Origin of the sequence: Pseudomonas sp. DE0010 (genome assembly GCF_007680745.1) — a bacterium.
GTDB lineage: Bacteria > Pseudomonadota > Gammaproteobacteria > Pseudomonadales > Pseudomonadaceae > Aquipseudomonas > Aquipseudomonas parafulva_B.
The window spans coordinates 182218-199247 of sequence record NZ_VEJQ01000007.1; the positions used below are offsets into that span (position 1 = coordinate 182218).

16 protein-coding genes are annotated in these 17030 nt (G+C 59.9%); 13 read left to right on the forward strand and 3 right to left on the reverse strand.

Annotated features, from left to right (window positions below; all coding sequences use genetic code 11):
- The first annotated feature begins 137 nt into the window (after nucleotides 1-137).
- The 7 genes from rpsF (at nucleotide 138) to azu (ending at nucleotide 6983) form a co-directional block, all read left to right on the forward strand.
- The gene (rpsF, locus tag FS767_RS08075) at nucleotides 138-563 is read left to right on the forward strand and encodes a 30S ribosomal protein S6 (protein ID WP_021783885.1); all 426 of its coding nucleotides are present in this window, start codon (nucleotides 138-140) and stop codon (nucleotides 561-563) included.
- Nucleotides 564-591: 28 nt separating this feature from the next.
- Nucleotides 592-822, forward strand: a complete 231-nt coding sequence (rpsR, locus tag FS767_RS08080; RefSeq protein WP_003249563.1) for a 30S ribosomal protein S18 — start codon at nucleotides 592-594, stop codon at nucleotides 820-822.
- Nucleotides 823-855: 33 nt separating this feature from the next.
- Entirely contained in the window at nucleotides 856-1719 is an 864-nt protein-coding gene (locus tag FS767_RS08085) for a hypothetical protein (protein WP_144964796.1), read from the forward strand.
- 20 nt (nucleotides 1720-1739) lie between these two features.
- Nucleotides 1740-2186 carry a 50S ribosomal protein L9 gene (gene rplI / locus FS767_RS08090; protein ID WP_012316464.1) on the forward strand — a complete coding sequence of 149 codons (447 nt, stop codon included), beginning with the start codon at nucleotides 1740-1742 and terminating at the stop codon, nucleotides 2184-2186.
- Nucleotides 2187-2299: 113 nt separating this feature from the next.
- Nucleotides 2300-3697, forward strand: coding sequence for a replicative DNA helicase (gene dnaB / locus FS767_RS08095; RefSeq protein ID WP_023532900.1), 1398 nt, complete (start codon nucleotides 2300-2302; stop codon nucleotides 3695-3697).
- A gap of 183 nt (nucleotides 3698-3880) precedes the next feature.
- Nucleotides 3881-6181: a YgiQ family radical SAM protein gene (locus tag FS767_RS08100; RefSeq protein WP_078477912.1), complete on the forward strand. Its 2301-nt coding sequence runs from the start codon at nucleotides 3881-3883 to the stop codon at nucleotides 6179-6181.
- A gap of 352 nt (nucleotides 6182-6533) precedes the next feature.
- Nucleotides 6534-6983: an azurin gene (azu, locus tag FS767_RS08105; RefSeq protein ID WP_144964797.1), complete on the forward strand. Its 450-nt coding sequence runs from the start codon at nucleotides 6534-6536 to the stop codon at nucleotides 6981-6983.
- Nucleotides 6984-7038: 55 nt separating this feature from the next.
- Here azu and nadE read toward each other — a convergent pair whose 3' ends face one another.
- From nadE to FS767_RS08120, 3 genes are all read right to left on the reverse strand, one after another.
- Nucleotides 7039-7866, reverse strand: coding sequence for an ammonia-dependent NAD(+) synthetase (gene nadE, locus FS767_RS08110; protein ID WP_144964798.1), 828 nt, complete (start codon nucleotides 7864-7866; stop codon nucleotides 7039-7041).
- Nucleotides 7867-7870: 4 nt separating this feature from the next.
- Complete coding sequence (pncB, locus tag FS767_RS08115) at nucleotides 7871-9076, reverse strand: nicotinate phosphoribosyltransferase (protein ID WP_144964799.1); 1206 nt, start codon at nucleotides 9074-9076, stop codon at nucleotides 7871-7873.
- Nucleotides 9077-9299: 223 nt separating this feature from the next.
- A complete protein-coding gene (locus tag FS767_RS08120; protein WP_144964800.1) occupies nucleotides 9300-9989 on the reverse strand; it encodes a hypothetical protein in 690 nt (229 codons plus the stop codon).
- Nucleotides 9990-10348: 359 nt separating this feature from the next.
- On the opposite strand from FS767_RS08120, the gene FS767_RS08125 reads away from it, so the two are divergent.
- The 6 genes from FS767_RS08125 to FS767_RS08150 all read left to right on the forward strand — a co-directional run bounded on the left by FS767_RS08125 (nucleotide 10349) and on the right by FS767_RS08150 (nucleotide 16859).
- On the forward strand, nucleotides 10349-11485 hold the full coding sequence (locus tag FS767_RS08125; protein WP_144964801.1) for a branched-chain amino acid ABC transporter substrate-binding protein: 1137 nt from the start codon (nucleotides 10349-10351) through the stop codon (nucleotides 11483-11485).
- A gap of 157 nt (nucleotides 11486-11642) precedes the next feature.
- Complete coding sequence (locus tag FS767_RS08130) at nucleotides 11643-12557, forward strand: branched-chain amino acid ABC transporter permease (protein WP_023533025.1); 915 nt, start codon at nucleotides 11643-11645, stop codon at nucleotides 12555-12557.
- A gap of 2 nt (nucleotides 12558-12559) precedes the next feature.
- Nucleotides 12560-13861 (forward strand): high-affinity branched-chain amino acid ABC transporter permease LivM, encoded by a 1302-nt coding sequence (gene livM / locus FS767_RS08135; protein ID WP_144964802.1) that lies wholly within the window; start codon nucleotides 12560-12562, stop codon nucleotides 13859-13861.
- Nucleotides 13858-14733: an ABC transporter ATP-binding protein gene (locus tag FS767_RS08140; RefSeq protein WP_023532980.1), complete on the forward strand. Its 876-nt coding sequence runs from the start codon at nucleotides 13858-13860 to the stop codon at nucleotides 14731-14733. Before livM ends, FS767_RS08140 begins: the two co-directional genes overlap by 4 nt.
- Complete coding sequence (locus tag FS767_RS08145) at nucleotides 14730-15446, forward strand: ABC transporter ATP-binding protein (RefSeq protein WP_058638001.1); 717 nt, start codon at nucleotides 14730-14732, stop codon at nucleotides 15444-15446. The genes FS767_RS08140 and FS767_RS08145 overlap by 4 nt, the downstream gene beginning before the upstream one ends.
- A 645-nt stretch (nucleotides 15447-16091) precedes the next feature.
- Nucleotides 16092-16859, forward strand: coding sequence for an SDR family oxidoreductase (locus tag FS767_RS08150; RefSeq protein WP_058605834.1), 768 nt, complete (start codon nucleotides 16092-16094; stop codon nucleotides 16857-16859).
- The last annotated feature ends 171 nt before the right edge of the window (nucleotides 16860-17030 follow it).

The window sequence follows — 17030 nt, forward strand, 5'->3', positions numbered from 1 at the left end:
GGCCTTCTCTACAATTGCGCCCCTTGCCGAGCTGGCAGGTGCGCATGTGCCTCTACTCCCTGGCAAGACACACCAGTGTCATTCACTCCTTGTCTGACCAGATTCGCTGGCAGACTACTAACCCGTAAGGAGCATTCATGCGTCATTACGAAATCATCTTCCTGGTTCACCCGGACCAGAGCGAGCAAGTCGGCGGCATGGTTGAGCGTTACACCAAGCTGATCGAAGAAGATGGTGGCAAGATCCACCGCCTGGAAGATTGGGGCCGTCGTCAACTGGCCTACGCAATCAACAATGTTCACAAGGCTCACTACGTGATGCTGAACGTTGAGTGCACCGGCAAGGCCCTGGCCGAGCTGGAAGACAACTTCCGCTACAACGATGCCGTTATCCGTAACCTTGTCATCCGTCGCGACGAAGCCGTTACCGGTCAGTCCGAGATGCTGAAGGCTGAAGAAAACCGCAGCGAGCGCCGTGAGCGTCGTGAGCGTCCTGAGCATGCCGAGTCCGCCGAAGGCGACGACAGCAATGACAGCGACTCCAGCGATAACGCTGACGAGTAATCCACGGACCTTTAGAGGAGCCTATTAAATGGCACGTTTCTTCCGTCGTCGTAAATTCTGCCGCTTCACTGCTGAAGACGTGAAAGAGATCGACTTCAAAGATCTCAACACCCTGAAAGCTTACGTATCCGAAACCGGCAAGATCGTTCCAAGCCGTATCACCGGTACCAAAGCTCGTTATCAGCGTCAGCTGGCTACCGCTATCAAGCGCGCCCGCTTCCTGGCCCTGCTGCCCTACACCGACAGCCACGGCCGCTGAGACCGGGTCGTCGACAAGCAGTAAGGGATTAGCATGCGAGCGTTAGCAAGTTTCATCATGCGCGGTCGTGTGCAGGCCACCCTCGTGGTGGTCATCAGCGCGGTATTGCCGCTGCTGTTCTGGTTGAGTGCCGCTGCCGGCAGCCTTGTGCTGCTGCGGCGCGGGTTCAAGGATGCTTCAACGGTCATCGCTGGCGGCTTGCTGGCAGGGTTGGCCGTTTGGGTCATGGGCGATCCGATCACCTTCATGGTGATCGCGGGCGCCCTGGCACTTGCCGGCCTGTTGCGGGCCGAGCATCCCTGGAGTCGGGTGTTGGTGGTCAGTGCCGTGTTCGCCGTGGCGTTCAGCCTCGTGCTCGATCTGGCGCTGGCCCCTACCTTCGAGGCGCTGGCCAAGGCATTTGCCGAAGCCATGCCGCAAGTAGAAGGGCAGCCGGTGCTCTCCGGTGAAGTGATCCGCCCATTGCTGGTCACTTCCACAGCGGTGACAGTGCAGTTGTTCTGCGTGCTGGCCTTGGTGCTGGCGCGTTATTCGCAGGCAGCGTTGTACAACCCTGGAGGCTTCGGTCACGAGTTTCGTGCCCTGAAGCTGCCGAAACAGACCATGGTCGCCCTGGTGGCAGTGATGGTGGTGGCCCCGTTCATCGGGCCGCAGTTCATCATCCTGGCATCGGCTTCGAGCCTGGTACTGGTGCTGGCCGGCATCGCTTTGATGCATGGGCTCGTGGCGCAGGGCCGACTGGCCGGTTTCTGGCTGGTAGGGATGTACGTGACGCTGCCGCTGATCATGCAGCTGATTTACCCGTTGCTGGTGGTCCTGGCCATTGTCGACAGCCTGATTGATTTTCGCGGTCGCAAGTCCCCCAAAGGGAATGACTCCGCGAACGGTGAAGGTTAAAAGTTAAGAGGTTTTACCAAATGGAACTGATCCTGCTGGAAAAAGTCGCCAACCTGGGCAACCTGGGCGATAAAGTAAAAGTTAAGGCTGGTTACGGCCGTAACTTCCTGCTGCCATTCGGCAAGGCTACCGTTGCCAACGCCGCCAACCTGGCTGCGTTCGAAGAGCGTCGCGCCGAGCTGGAAAAAGCAGCTGCAGACCGTAAATCGTCGGCTGAAAGCCGCGCTGCCCAACTGGCCGAGCTGGAAGTGACCATCACTGCCACCGCTGGCGACGAAGGCAAGCTGTTCGGTTCGATCGGCACCCACGACATCGCTGACGCCCTGACCGCCTCCGGCGTTGAAGTGGCCAAAGCTGAAGTTCGTCTGCCGAACGGCACCATCCGTCAGGTTGGCGAATACGACGTAGCCGTGCACCTGCACAGCGACGTTGAAGCCACCGTACGTGTGGTCGTCGTAGCTGCCTAAGCTGCGCTGACTGGCTGGCCCCTCAGGTGTCAGCCGGTTAACATCGGGCACGGTCCTGTCTTCGACAGGCCGTGCCCTTTGTCTTTTTCATCCTCCAGAATTCTTTCGTGGCCATGAACGAGATCACTACCTCCGAACAGCTCGACCTGCAAACCGCAGCCCTGAAAGTGCCGCCGCATTCCATCGAGGCCGAACAGGCCGTGCTCGGTGGTCTGATGCTGGACAACAACGCCTGGGAGCGGGTGCTGGACCAGGTGTCGGACGGTGACTTCTACCGGCATGACCACCGGTTGATCTTCCGTGCCGTGCACAAGCTGGCTGACGCCAACCAGCCGTTCGATGTGGTGACGCTGCACGAGCAGCTCGACAAGGAAGGCCTCTCGACGCAGGTGGGTGGCCTGGCGTACCTGGCCGAACTGGCCAAGAACACGCCTTCGGTGGCCAACATCAAGGCCTACGCCGCGATCATTCGCGAGCGGGCCACGCTGCGGCAACTGATCAGCATCAGTACCGACATCGCAGACAATGCGTTCAACCCGCAAGGCCGTGATGCGGCGGAAATCCTCGACGACGCCGAGCGGCAGATCTTCCAGATCGCCGAGGCACGGCCCAAGACAGGCGGCCCGGTAGGGGTCAACGACCTGTTGACCATGGCCATCGACCGCATCGATACCCTGTTCAACTCCGACAGCGACATCACCGGTATTTCCACCGGTTATACCGACCTGGACGAGAAAACCAGCGGCCTTCAGCCGGCCGACCTGATCATCGTGGCGGGCCGACCTTCGATGGGTAAAACCACGTTCGCCATGAACCTGGTGGAAAACGCCGTGCTGCGGACCGACAAGGCCGTACTGGTGTTTTCGCTGGAAATGCCAGGCGAATCGCTGGTCATGCGTATGCTGTCCTCACTGGGTCGTATCGACCAGACCAAAGTCCGCTCCGGTCAATTGAGTGATGACGACTGGCCACGCCTCACCTCGGCGGTAAATCTGCTCAACGACCGCAAGTTGTTCATCGATGACACCGCCGGCATCAGCCCATCAGAGATGCGCGCGCGCACCCGGCGCCTGGCACGCGAGCACGGCGAGATCGCCATGATCATGGTCGACTACCTACAGCTGATGCAGATTCCCGGATCTTCCGGTGACAACCGCACGAACGAGATTTCCGAAATCTCCCGGTCGCTCAAAGCCCTGGCCAAGGAATTCAATTGCCCGGTCATTGCCCTCTCGCAGCTCAACCGCTCTTTGGAGCAGCGCCCGAACAAGCGCCCGGTGAACTCCGACTTGCGTGAATCGGGTGCAATCGAGCAGGACGCCGACGTCATCATGTTCGTGTACCGCGACGAGGTGTACCACCCCGAAACCGAGCACAAGGGCGTGGCGGAAATCATCATCGGCAAACAGCGTAACGGGCCTATCGGCTTTGTGCGCCTGGCGTTTATCGGCAAGTACACCCGCTTCGAGAACCTCGCGCCGGGCATGTACAACTTCGACGACGACGAATAGCGCCTGTTTCTGCTTCACCAGACGTACCTCATCACCTGCACCGTGGGGCGAACGTGCCCCGCGAGGTGTCACGCCCCAATCATCGCACGCCTGCCAATTCCCACGAATCCAGTCGGATTTGGTTAAAATTTGTGCTATTCTCCGCGCCCGCGATTTCCCTGCACACCAGAGCCGGTCACTGATATGCAAGCAGCCAAACCACTTTACGATTATCCCAAGTACTGGGCCGAATGCTTCGGGCCAGCACCTTTCCTGCCGATGAGCAGGGAGGAGATGGATTTGCTCGGTTGGGATTCCTGCGACATCATCATCGTGACCGGCGATGCCTACGTCGACCATCCGTCGTTCGGCATGGCCATCATCGGCCGGTTGCTGGAAGCCCAGGGTTTTCGCGTGGGCATCATTGCCCAGCCAAACTGGCAGTCCAAAGACGACTTCATGAAGCTTGGCGAGCCCAACCTGTTCTTCGGTGTGGCTGCCGGCAACATGGACTCGATGATCAACCGCTACACTGCCGACAAGAAAATCCGTTCCGACGACGCCTACACCCCGGGCGGCCTGGCGGGCAGCCGGCCTGACCGTGCCAGCTTGGTGTACAGCCAGCGTTGCAAGGAAGCCTACAAGCACGTGCCCATCGTGCTGGGCGGCATCGAGGCCTCGTTGCGCCGCATCGCGCACTACGACTACTGGCAGGACAAGGTGCGCCACTCGATCCTGATCGACGCCAGCGCCGACATCCTGCTGTTCGGCAACGCCGAGCGTGCCGTGGTCGAGGTGGCGCAACGGCTGTCCAACGGCGAGAAGATCGAGTCGATCACCGACGTGCGTGGCACGGCCTTCGTGCGGCGCGACACCCCGGACGGCTGGTTCGAAATCGACTCTACCCGTATCGATCGTCCGGGGCGCGTCGACAAGATCATCAACCCGTACGTCAATACCCAGGACACCCAGGCTTGCGCCATCGAGCAAGCCAAGGGCGACCAGGAGGACCCGAACGAAGCCAAGGTGGTGCAGATCCTCGACAGCCCGCGCGTGACGCGCGAGAAGTCGGTGATTCGCCTGCCATCGTTCGAAAAGGTGCGTAACGACCCGGTCCTGTATGCGCACGCCAACCGTGTGCTGCACCTGGAGACCAACCCAGGCAACGCCCGCGCCCTGGTGCAGAAACATGGCGAAGTAGACGTGTGGTTCAACCCACCGCCCATTCCCATGAGCACCGAGGAAATGGACTACGTGTTCGGCATGCCCTATGCGCGCGTGCCGCACCCTGCCTATGGCAAAGAACGCATCCCGGCCTACGAGATGATCCGCTTCTCGGTCAACATCATGCGCGGCTGCTTTGGCGGTTGTACGTTCTGCTCGATCACCGAGCACGAAGGGCGCATCATCCAGAACCGTTCGCACGAATCGATCCTCAACGAGATCGAGGAGATGCGCGACAAGGTGCCAGGCTTCACTGGCGTGGTGTCGGACCTCGGCGGCCCTACCGCCAACATGTACCGTATCGCCTGCAAGAGCCCGGAAATCGAGAAGCACTGCCGCAAGCCCTCGTGCGTGTTCCCCGGTATCTGCGAGAACCTGAACACCGACCACAGTTCGTTGATCGAGCTGTATCGCAAGGCCCGTGCGCTGCCAGGCGTGAAGAAAATCCTCATCGCCTCGGGCCTGCGCTACGACCTGGCGGTGGAGTCGCCGGAGTACGTCAAGGAGCTGGTGACCCACCATGTGGGCGGCTACCTCAAGATTGCCCCGGAGCACACCGAGCGTGGCCCGCTGGACAAGATGATGAAGCCGGGCATTGGCAGCTATGACCGCTTCAAGCGCATGTTCGAGAAGTTCTCCAAGGAGGCGGGCAAGGAGCAGTACCTGATCCCGTACTTCATCGCGGCGCACCCCGGCACCACCGACGAAGACATGATGAACCTGGCCTTGTGGCTCAAGGGCAACGGTTTCCGTGCCGACCAGGTGCAGGCGTTCTACCCCTCGCCGATGGCGTCTGCCACAGCCATGTATCACTCGGGCAAGAACCCGCTGCGCAAGGTGACCTACAAGAGCGAGGGCGTGGATATCGTCAAGAGCGACGAGCAGCGTCGCTTGCACAAGGCGTTTCTGCGTTACCACGACCCCAAGGGCTGGCCGATGCTGCGCGAGGCGCTGCAGCGCATGGGGCGTGCCGACTTGATCGGGCCAGGCAAGCATCAGCTGATCCCGTTGCACCAGCCGCAATCCGATACCTACCAGAGCGCCCGACGCAAGAACTCGACGCCTGCCGGTAGCCACAAGGTGGGCAAGGACCAAAAGATCCTGACCCAGCACACCGGCCTGCCGCCGCGTGCCAGCGATGGCAGCAAGCCATGGGACAAGCGTGAGAAGGCCAAGGCGGAGGCGTTCGCCCGCAACCAGCAGGCGGCCAAGGAGCGCAAGGAGTCGGCCAAGGGTGGCAAAGGCGGGAAGAAGCCGCGCCAGCCAGTCATCCCACGCTAAAACCCGGGCCGCCTGGCGGCCCCTTCCTCAGCAACAGAGGGTTATTCGATCACTGCACAACGGCATCACTCGGGGCGCGAGAACTCGCAGATCGCGCCTGTGGCAGCGTGGGCATAGGCAGCGAGCAGGCTGTTCAAGAAACTGGACATGGGCATTTGGTACTGCTCCTAAATGAGAGGTTGTCCCATCGTCTATTAAAAGGGCATGATGTGCCCTTAGATTGGTTGTATACAATCCATTGAACAATTCAACTGACTGGCCCATTGACATCCCCTTGACACACGTCACCCAGGGGCTGGACGGTTTCAGGCAGTCTCGCTGTTGATCAAAAACCCTGCCAAGGAGATTCACGATGTTTGCGAAAGCTGTAGCGGTATCCCTGCTGACCCTCGCCAGCGCCTCTGTCTTCGCAGCCGAGTGTTCGGTAACTGTCGATTCGACTGACCAGATGTCCTTCAACACCAAGGAAATCACGGTCGACAAGAGCTGCAAGGAATTCACCGTCAAACTGACTCACTCCGGCAACCTGCCGAAGAACGTCATGGGCCATAACCTGGTCATCAGCAAGACGGCCGACATGCAGGGCATCGCCACCGAAGGCATGAGTCAGGGTCTGGAAAAGGACTACATCAAGGCCGACAACGCCGCCATCATCGCCCACACCAAGATGATCGGCGCGCCAGAGAAGGAAACCGAAGTGACGTTCGACACCGCCAAGCTCGAAGCCGGCGGTGACTACAGTTTCTTCTGCACCTTCCCAGGTCACATCGCGATGATGAAAGGCAAAGTTTTGGTCAAGTGATGTGACCACGCGGTAGAACACGAATTGGGGCCGCAACGCGGCCCCAATTGCGTATTCAAGGGGCGAACGGCAGTTCGCGCTTGTGCTGGGTCTTGCGGTAGTTGGCAACGATGACATCGAACGCAGCTTGATCGATTTCCTGGCCATGCAGGAATGCGTCGATTTGCTGGTAGGTGACCCCGTGGGCCGCTTCGTCTGGCTTGCCCGGGTCGAGGTCTTCGAGGTCGGCGGTAGGCACTTTCTCCACCAGTGACTCCGGCGCCCCGAAATGGCGCGCGATGGCGCGTACCTGATGCTTGACCAAGCCACTGAGCGGCGCCAGGTCGCAGGCGCCGTCGCCGAACTTGGTATAAAAGCCCATGACCGCCTCGGCTGCGTGGTCGGTCCCGATCACCAGGCCTGCGCGCGCGCCTGCGATGGTGTACTGGGCAACCATGCGCATCCTGGCCTTGATGTTACCCACCACGAAATCCACGAGCGTGGGCGAGCCGTTTTTCAACGCCTGCGTTTCGCCTGCCAGTGCCTTGACGGCCGGGGCAATGTCGATGGTATGCGTCTCGTCCGGCTTGATGACTTCCAGGCACGCCTGCGCATCATGCTCATCGTGCTGGACATGATAGGGCAGGCGCACCGCGATGAAGGTATAGCCCTTGTCACCGGTTTCATCACGCAACTCGCTGATGGCACGCTGGGCGAGCAGGGCTGCGGTCAGCGAATCGACGCCACCGCTGATGCCCAGTACCAGGGTCTTGAGCCTTGCATTGGCCAGGCAGTCCTTGATGAACGCTACCCGCCGGGTCACTTCGGCCTCAAGGGCGGCAGCGTCGGCGAACGGCGGTTGTACCTTGAGTGCCTGGGCAATCTCTTGCTGAACCGCTTGCATGGGGTTACTCCTTGCTGGGGACTTTGAAAACGTGACGTAGGTAGGTGACGAAGTTCTCGTCACGACACTGGGTCTTGGCCGCTTCGTCTGAAATCTTGGCCACCGGTGCGCCGTTGCAATCGGTCATCTTCAGCACGATGCTCATCGGCGTTACGCCCGGAATGTCACAGGTCAGGTTGGTGCCGATACCGAAGCTTACGTTGATGCGACCGCGCAGGGCACGGAAGATTTCCAGCGCCCGGGGCAGGTTCAGCCCATCGGAGAACACCAGCGTCTTGGTCATCGGATCGATGCCCAGGTGCTGGTAGTGAGCAATGGCTTTTTCGGCCCAGAGCACAGGATCACCGGAGTCGTGGCGCAGCCCATCGAAGAGCTTGGCGAAGTACAGGTCGAAATCGCCCAGGAAAGCGTCCATGGTCACGCAGTCGGTCAAGGCGATGCCCAGCAACCCCCGGTACTCACGCACCCAGCAATCGAGTGCGGCGATCTGGCTGTCGATCAACCGCGGGCCCAGCTGTTGATGGGCCATGATCCATTCATGAGCCATGGTGCCCAGCGGCTTGATGTCGAGTTTCCAGGCCAGGTCCACATTGCTGGTGCCGACGAAGCGGGCCGGGAAGTCATCGCGCAACACGCGTACCACGTCTTCCTGCACACGGCTTGAGAAACGCCGGCGGGTACCAAAGTCGGCGACCTGCATTTCGGCCAGTTCATCGGTGCTGGCGTTGGCACGCAGCCAATCGAATTTACGGTAAAGCTGATCACGGGCATCGGCCAGGCGCATGTGCGGGTGCAGCGAACGGTTGCGCACCTCGCTGATGATCGCCAGCAGTGGCACTTCGAACAAGATCACATGCAGCCACGGGCCTTTCAGGCGCAGGAACAGCTGGTCGTTCTCTATGCCGATGCGCACATAGCGCAGGTTGAAGCGGAACAACCTAAGAAAGCGCAGGAAATCGGGCTTGAGAAAGCTGATGCGCTCAAGAAAACCCAACTGGCCATCATCGAGGGTGAGGTCGCTGAGCAGTTCGAGCTGATTGCGGATCTCACCCAGGTAAGGGCGCAGGTCCTCGCCGTTGCGGCAGCGGAATTCCCACTCAACGTCGGCGTCCGGGTAGTTGTGCAGCACACCCTGCATCATGGTCAGTTTGTAGAAGTCGGTGTCGAGCAGGTTGTGCACGATGCGCTCGGCGAACGCGCTCTCGTTCATGGGTGGGTTCCGTATAAACTGATCACAATCGATGAATAAGCAAGCGAGGGGCTTATTCTGCCAGCCTTTTACGGTGATGTGCGGATAGTATTTGGCGACTCATGATCTGGCTGCAGCGACACCCGCAAAGCTGTCGTGCCATGCAGCCAGAAGCGTGGGTTCTACCTCGTTAGCGCAGCCGGTTGCCGAACCCCGACTGCTGCTTCGAGGCTAACGCTTAGGTCTATTTGACTGTATTCTCTGCCTGAGCAGCGTCTGCCATCGCCGCAAACTGCTTTTCGAGTGCGGCTTCGTTGTCTTTTATAGACTGCTGGAGCTCTTCTTTCAAACCTTTGAGCTCTGGCTGAAGGTGCATGAGCCAGATATCATCCACCCCGTTGGCAATGCCGAAAGTCCCCCGCAGGAATACTGCCGTTAGTGCGATGGTTTGACCAAGGACTGTGATCGATCCTGGGCAAGTGACGCTATTTACCGCTTTGTAACTGCAGCGGTTACCGCCAAACCACCAGTTGTTAGCGGTGCCGGTATGCCCTTGTGCAACTACAACTTTCGGGAATTTTACGACAACTTCGGTCTCCCCGGTCAACTCAGGCCATACAATTCCAAGCTCCAGGTCTAGTTCGACCGCGAAGTTCAACTTGTCTGGGTTTTTGTTGAACGTATTTTTACTACTTGGCGCTCGGCTGCTGTCTTTGAACCAATTGGCGGTAGCCTCAGAGCCCTTGCGGCCCAACCTGAAAGATATCTTCCCATCTCTGCGATCTTTGACTGTTTGACCCACCTTGACATTGCCGTCTGGGTCTTGACCACTCGTTACGCTAACGCCTGTAACTCTCCAACCGGTGCTGACGATTTTAAAGTTCAGTATCGGCGATTTGTTAGTGAAGCTCGCGTCGTTCCAATGGTATTTCATGGCGCTGTCCTCGATAAGGCCGCAATGGGGTCGAAGCGATTACAGCTAATCACATACTTATTTCTCTCGATACTGACAGAAGTGATAGTGGACATGCTAGCGTTCTTGGTTCGAGGTGGGCGTTAATGGTGCATATACGCTGAGGCGTTCGATCCGTAGCAGGTGCGCATGAGGGATGTGAAGTTCGGTGACGGTATTTTGTTACAGCGCCAGTTTTTGCAGGCGTAGCTGGCGACTTTTTACACGCAGGGAGGCCTCCACATGCCGGAGGCCAGCGGGGAGTCAAACTAATGGCACGACCTTTGCTGGAGGATTGGGGGAGCTGTTGTGCCCATAAATAATCTCAGGAGCACCACCTCATGTCGCAGACGTTTTACAAGAAAGGTTTCCTGGCCCTGGCCGTCGCCACGGCCCTGGGTGTTTCTTCGTATGTACAGGCCGACGTCAAGATCGGTGTCGCAGGCCCGATGACCGGTGCCAACGCAGCGTTTGGCGAGCAATACATGAAAGGTGCGCAGGCAGCGGCCGACAAGATCAACGCAGCCGGCGGGGTCAATGGCGAGAAGATCGTGCTGGTCAAAGGCGACGACGCGTGCGAACCCAAGCAGGCCGTGTCTGTAGCGAACCGGCTGGTGGACCAGGACAAGGTCATTGGCGTGGTAGGGCATTTCTGCTCTTCCAATACCATTCCGGCATCCGAGGTGTACGACGAAGCAGGCGTCATTGCCATCACGCCAGGCTCGACCAACCCGCAGGTCACCGAGCGCGGGCTGTCGGCCATGTTCCGCATGTGCGGGCGTGACGACCAGCAGGGCGTCGTCGCCGGCAACTATATCGTCGATGTACTCAAGGGCCAGAAAGTAGCGGTGTTGCACGACAAGGACACCTACGGCCAGGGGCTGGCCGATGCGACCAAGGCACAGCTGGAAAAACGCGGCGTCAAGCCTGTGCTGTACGAGGGCCTGACCCGAGGCGAGAAAGACTTCAGCGCCATTGTGACCAAGATTCGCTCCACCGGCGCCGACGTGGTCTATTTCGGTGGCCTGCACCCTGAGGCCGGCCCCCTGGTCCGCCAGCTGCGCGAGCAAGGGCTCAAGGACGTGAGGTTCATGTCCGATGACGGCATCGTCACCGACGAACTGGTGTCCACGGCAGGCGGGGCGCAGTACGTCGATGGCGTCTACATGACCTTCGGCGCCGATCCGCGTCAACTGCCCGACAGCAAGGCGGTGGTCGAGGAATTCCGTAAAGGCGGCACCGAGCCTGAAGGCTACACCCTTTACGCTTACGCCTCGTTGCAGGCACTGGCTGCAGCGTTCAACGGCGCCAAGTCCAACAAGGGCGAAGACGCGGCCAAGTGGTTGAAGGCCAACCCTGTGCAGACGGTGATGGGCGAGAAGAAGTGGGACAACAAGGGTGACCTGACGGTGTCGGACTACGTGGTCTACCAGTGGGACAAGGACGGCAAGTACCACCAGCTGGAAAAACAACAATAACAACGGCTCCAGGGCCCTGGGGCGCGAGCCCTAGTGCCTGGCCCTGCGGTACCCGTCTTTATCCGAAGATCAGCACAGTGCTGCAGCGCCATGGCTGCCTGGTACCGGGCCCTGCGTGGGCAGCACGGGTGCGATCTCGATCAGGTGAGATTGCGTTATGGATGGTATTTTCCTGCAGCAACTGGTCAATGGCCTGACCCTCGGGTCGGTCTACGGCCTGATCGCCATCGGCTACACAATGGTCTATGGCATCATCGGCATGATCAACTTCGCGCACGGCGAGGTGTACATGATTTCCGCCTACCTGGCGGCGATCAGCCTGGCATTGCTGGCCTATTTCGGCGTCGAGTCCTTCCCCCTGCTGATGTTGGGCACCTTGTTGTTCACCATCGTGGTGACCGGGGTATATGGCTTCACCATCGAGCGTATCGCTTACAAACCCTTGCGCAACTCCACCCGCCTGGCGCCGCTCATCAGTGCCATCGGCATTTCCCTGATCCTGCAGAACTACGCGCAAATCAGCCAAGGTGCGCGGCAACAGGGGGTACCAACCCTGCTTGAAGGCGCCTGGCGCGTCGAGGTGGGCAGCGGCTTCGTGCAACTGACCTACACCAAGATCTTCATTCTGGTGGCGGCCTTCGTTGGCATGGGCCTGCTGACCTATGTGATCAAGTACACCAAGCTGGGGCGCATGTGCCGCGCCACTCAACAGGACCGCAAGATGGCGTCGATCCTGGGCATCAACACCGACCGGGTGATTTCCTACGTGTTCGTCATCGGTGCCGTGATGGCGGCGCTGGCCGGCGTACTGATCACCATGAACTACGGCACCTTCGATTTCTATGCCGGTTTCATCATCGGCATCAAGGCCTTCACTGCCGCGGTGCTCGGCGGTATTGGCTCGCTGCCTGGCGCGATGCTTGGCGGCATCATCCTGGGCATCTCCGAATCGCTGTTCTCCGGGCTGATCAACTCGGACTACAAGGACGTCTTCAGCTTCTCGCTGCTGGTGCTGATCCTTATCTTCCGCCCCCAAGGCCTGCTGGGTCGCCCACTCGTGGCTAAGGTGTGACCATGTCCGTTGCCAAATCCGTATCCGTTCCCCAAAAGACAGGCTTGGATCTCAAGCGCAGCGTAGTGGAAACCCTGGTGGCAGGGCTGCTGGCGCTCATCGTGTTCGGCCCGGTCGTCGGTGTGGTGCTCGACGGCTACAGCTTCAACGCCGAACCGCGGCGTGTGGCGTGGCTGGTCGGCGGTGTGATGCTCGGGCGCTTCCTGCTCAGCCTGTACCTGCAAACCGCTGCTGGCCGGCGCATGCTGCAAGGCTTCGACAATGGCGGCTCGGGCGTGCATGTGAACCCGCCAGACTACAAGTCGCGGCTGCGCTATATCATTCCTGCGCTCATCGTGATCGCCATTGTCTTCCCGATCTTTGCCAACAAGTACCTGCTGACGGTGGTGATCCTCGGGCTGATCTACGTGCTGCTCGGTCTTGGCCTGAATATCGTGGTTGGCCTGGCCGGGCTGCTGGACCTGGGCTATGTCGCGTTCTATGCCATCGGTGCCTATGGCCTGGCGCTGGGCTACCAGTACCTGGGGCTTGGCTTCTGGAGCGTGCTGCCCTTGGCGGCCATTGCCGCAGCGCTGGCCGGGTGCATCCTGGGCTTTCCGGTGTTGCGCATGCACGGCGATTACCTGGCCATCGTTACCTTGGGCTTTGGCGAAATCATTCGCCTGGTGCTCAACAACTGGCTGTCGTTCACTGGCGGCCCCAACGGCATGCCGGCCCCGGCGCCGACGTTCCTCGGCCTGGAGTTCGGGCGGCGGGCCAAGGACGGGGGCGTGCCCATCCATGAGTTCATGGGTATCGATTACAACCCCAACCTCAAGTTCGTGTTCATCTACGCGGTACTGTTCCTGGTGGTGCTGGCCGTGCTGTACATCAAGCACCGGCTGACACGCATGCCGGTAGGTCGCGCCTGGGAGGCCCTGCGCGAAGACGAGATTGCCTGCCGTTCCATGGGGCTCAACCATGTGCTAGTCAAGCTCTCGGCGTTCACCTTGGGCGCCTCGACGGCGGGGCTGGCGGGGGTGTTTTTCGCCACTTACCAAGGCTTCGTCAACCCGTCCTCGTTCACCTTCTTCGAGTCAGCGCTGATCCTGGCCATCGTGGTACTGGGCGGCATGGGTTCGACCGTCGGCGTGGTGATTGCCGCGTTCGTGCTCACCGTTGCGCCAGAACTGCTGCGCAGCTTCTCCGAGTACCGGGTGCTGCTGTTTGGCGTGCTAATGGTGCTGATGATGATCTGGCGACCGCGCGGGCTGATCCGCATCAGCCGGTCCGGTGTGACCCCGCGTAAAGGAGTGGCGCCATGAGCGACGACATCATTCTCTCGGTAGACCACCTGATGATGCAGTTCGGTGGCATCAAGGCGCTCAGCGATGTGAGCCTGAAAGTCAGGCGCAACCAAATCTTCGCCCTGATCGGCCCCAACGGCGCAGGCAAGACCACGGTGTTCAACTGCCTGACCGGCTTCTACAAGCCCAGCGGCGGGCGGATCGAGCTCAACGCGCGGGGTAGCCATACCAACGTCATCCAATTGCTGGGCGAACGCTTCCAGGCGGCGGACTTCGTCTCGCCATCACGGTTCGCCAGCCGGCTGTACTACAAGATGTTTGGCGGCACTCACTTGGTCAACCGGGCCGGCCTGGCCCGGACGTTCCAGAACATCCGACTGTTCAAGGAAATGTCCGTCGTCGAGAACCTGCTGGTGGCCCAGCACATGTGGGTCAACCGCAACCTGTTGGCTGGCGTGCTCAACACCAAGGGGTATCGCAAGGCCGAGAGCGACGCGCTTGACCATGCGTTCTATTGGCTGGAGGTGGTGGACCTGGTCGACTGCGCCAACCGCCTGGCCGGCGAACTGTCCTACGGCCAGCAGCGACGCCTGGAAATCGCTCGTGCCATGTGCACCCGCCCGAAGGTGATCTGCCTGGACGAACCTGCCGCGGGCCTGAACCCCCAGGAAACCGAAGCGTTGAGCCGCATGGTGCGGGTCCTGCGCGACGAGCATGACATCACCGTGGTGCTGATCGAGCATGACATGGGCATGGTCATGAGCATTTCCGACCATATCGTCGTACTGGACCACGGCAACGTGATCGCCGAGGGCGCGCCCCAGGATATCCGCAACAACCCGACAGTGATCGCTGCCTATCTGGGTGCCGACGAAGAGGAGCTGATATGACTGCACCCATTCTGGAATTGAAGGACCTGGATGTCTTCTACGGCCCCATCCAGGCCCTGAAGCAGGTGTCCATGCACATCGATGAAGGTGAGACGGTCAGCCTGATCGGTGCCAACGGGGCGGGCAAGTCTACCTTGTTGATGTCCATTTTCGGGCAACCTCGCGCCGCTTCCGGCCAGATCCTCTACCGGGGCACCGACATCACCCGCAAGTCCTCGCACTACATCGCCGCCAATGGCATCGCTCAGTCACCGGAAGGGCGGCGGGTGTTCCCGGACATGAGTGTCGAAGAAAACCTGATGATGGGCACCATCCCCATCGGCGACAAGCATGCCGACGAGGACATGCAGCGGATGTATGCGTTGTTTCCACGTCTCAAGGAGCGACGCAACCAGCGCGCCATGACCATGTCGGGTGGCGAGCAGCAGATGCTGGCCATCGCCCGCGCCTTGATGAGCCGGCCTCGACTGCTGCTTCTGGATGAGCCTTCGCTCGGGCTGGCGCCCATCGTCGTCAAACAGATCTTCGCCACCCTGCGCGAGCTGGCCAAGACGGGCATGACCATCTTCTTGGTCGAGCAGAACGCCAACCATGCGTTGAAGCTGTCCGACCGGGCTTACGTGATGGTTAACGGGCAGATACGCATGACGGGTACGGGCCAGGAGTTGTTGGTCAATGAAGAGGTGCGCAGTGCTTATCTGGGCGGGCACTGAGCCCTGATGGTCGTCCAGCCTTGAGCCAATCGGGGCTGGTCAGCGCTCGAAAGCATCTTCCTGCATGTATTAACAGGCCAGTCCTCATGTGGACAACTGCCATGACCTCGGGCTTATGCACAGGCGCGAGGCGACAGGCCGTCCTCGGTTACCCATAACTTGATTTAGTCCACCATTCGTGTGGAGCTGCCTGTGGAAAACATGGTGGCATCTTTCTGCAGGCCAATGAATCAAAGGCTTCCATAGATTTGATCATTTTTTGACCATGGTCGTGCTGGGTGATGCTATGCCTATCTGACTAGTACTTTTTAAGTGCGATGTCATAAGGTCAGATGTCTGTGGATAAAATTGTGGAAAAGCATTGGACAGACGTCTGGAAGCAGCGTGGGGCGAAGGATCTGGCCCTAGTGAAAAAGTCAGACGAGACCGTGGTTCGCTGAAAGGGTTCCGCTGGGTGCGGCAGTTGCCCCCAATTGGCGGGGAAAGGCTTGTGGATAAGGTGCGCATAGGTGGCTGCAGCCCAGTGCATACGAGGCCTTCAGCGGTATGGTCAAAAAACGATCAGCGCGTGTGGCGACTTGCTCGGCGCATCGAGCACGGGCATGCTTCGGGTTAACCCAGGATCTCTTACGTGAGGAACACTGCATGACTTCGACCGTCTTCATCACAGGCGCCACGTCCGGCTTTGGCGAGGCCACTGCCCGCCGGTTTGCCGAGGCGGGCTGGAAGCTGGTGCTCACTGGGCGCCGCAAGGACCGCCTGGATGCCTTGTGTGCCGAATTGTCAGCGCAAACCGAGGTCCATGGCCTGGTGCTGGATGTGCGCGATCGCCAGGCGATGGAACAGGCCATCGCTAACTTGCCACCGGGTTTCGACACGCTTCGCGGGCTGGTCAACAACGCCGGGTTGGCGCTGGGGGTGGACGCGGCGCAGAATTGCAGCCTCGATGACTGGGAAACCATGGTCGACACCAACATCAAGGGGCTGATCTACACCACGCGCTTGCTGCTGCCACGCTTGATTGCCCACGGGCGGGGGGCGTCCATCCTGAACGTGGGGTCGGTGGCGGGTAATTATCCCTATCCGGGCAGCAACGTATATGGCGGTACCAAGGCGTTTGTCGGCCAGTTCTCGTTGAGCTTGCGCTGCGACTTGCGCGGCACTGGCGTGCGGGTGAGCAACATCGAGCCTGGCTTGTGCGAGAGCGAGTTCTCGTTGGTACGCTTTGGCGGTGACCAGGCCAAGTACGATGCTACCTACGCGGGTGCCGAGCCGATTCAGCCACAGGATATTGCCGAGACCATCTTCTGGATCCTCAACCAGCCGGCGCATATCAACATCAACAGCCTGGAACTGATGCCGGTAAGCCAGGACTGGGCTGGGTTCTCCATTGATCGCTCGGCGAAGGGGTAATTTGGGGTCTTTCTCGGTGGGAACGATCTCGTCAACTGGCGAGTTCCCCGCGCAACCCTGCCGTATTCGGACGTGCTGTACGCGAACCTGAATGGCCGTTGCCGTTGCCGTTGCCGTTGCCGTTGCCGTTGCCGTTGCCGTTGCCGTTGCCGTTGCCGTTGCCGTTGCCGT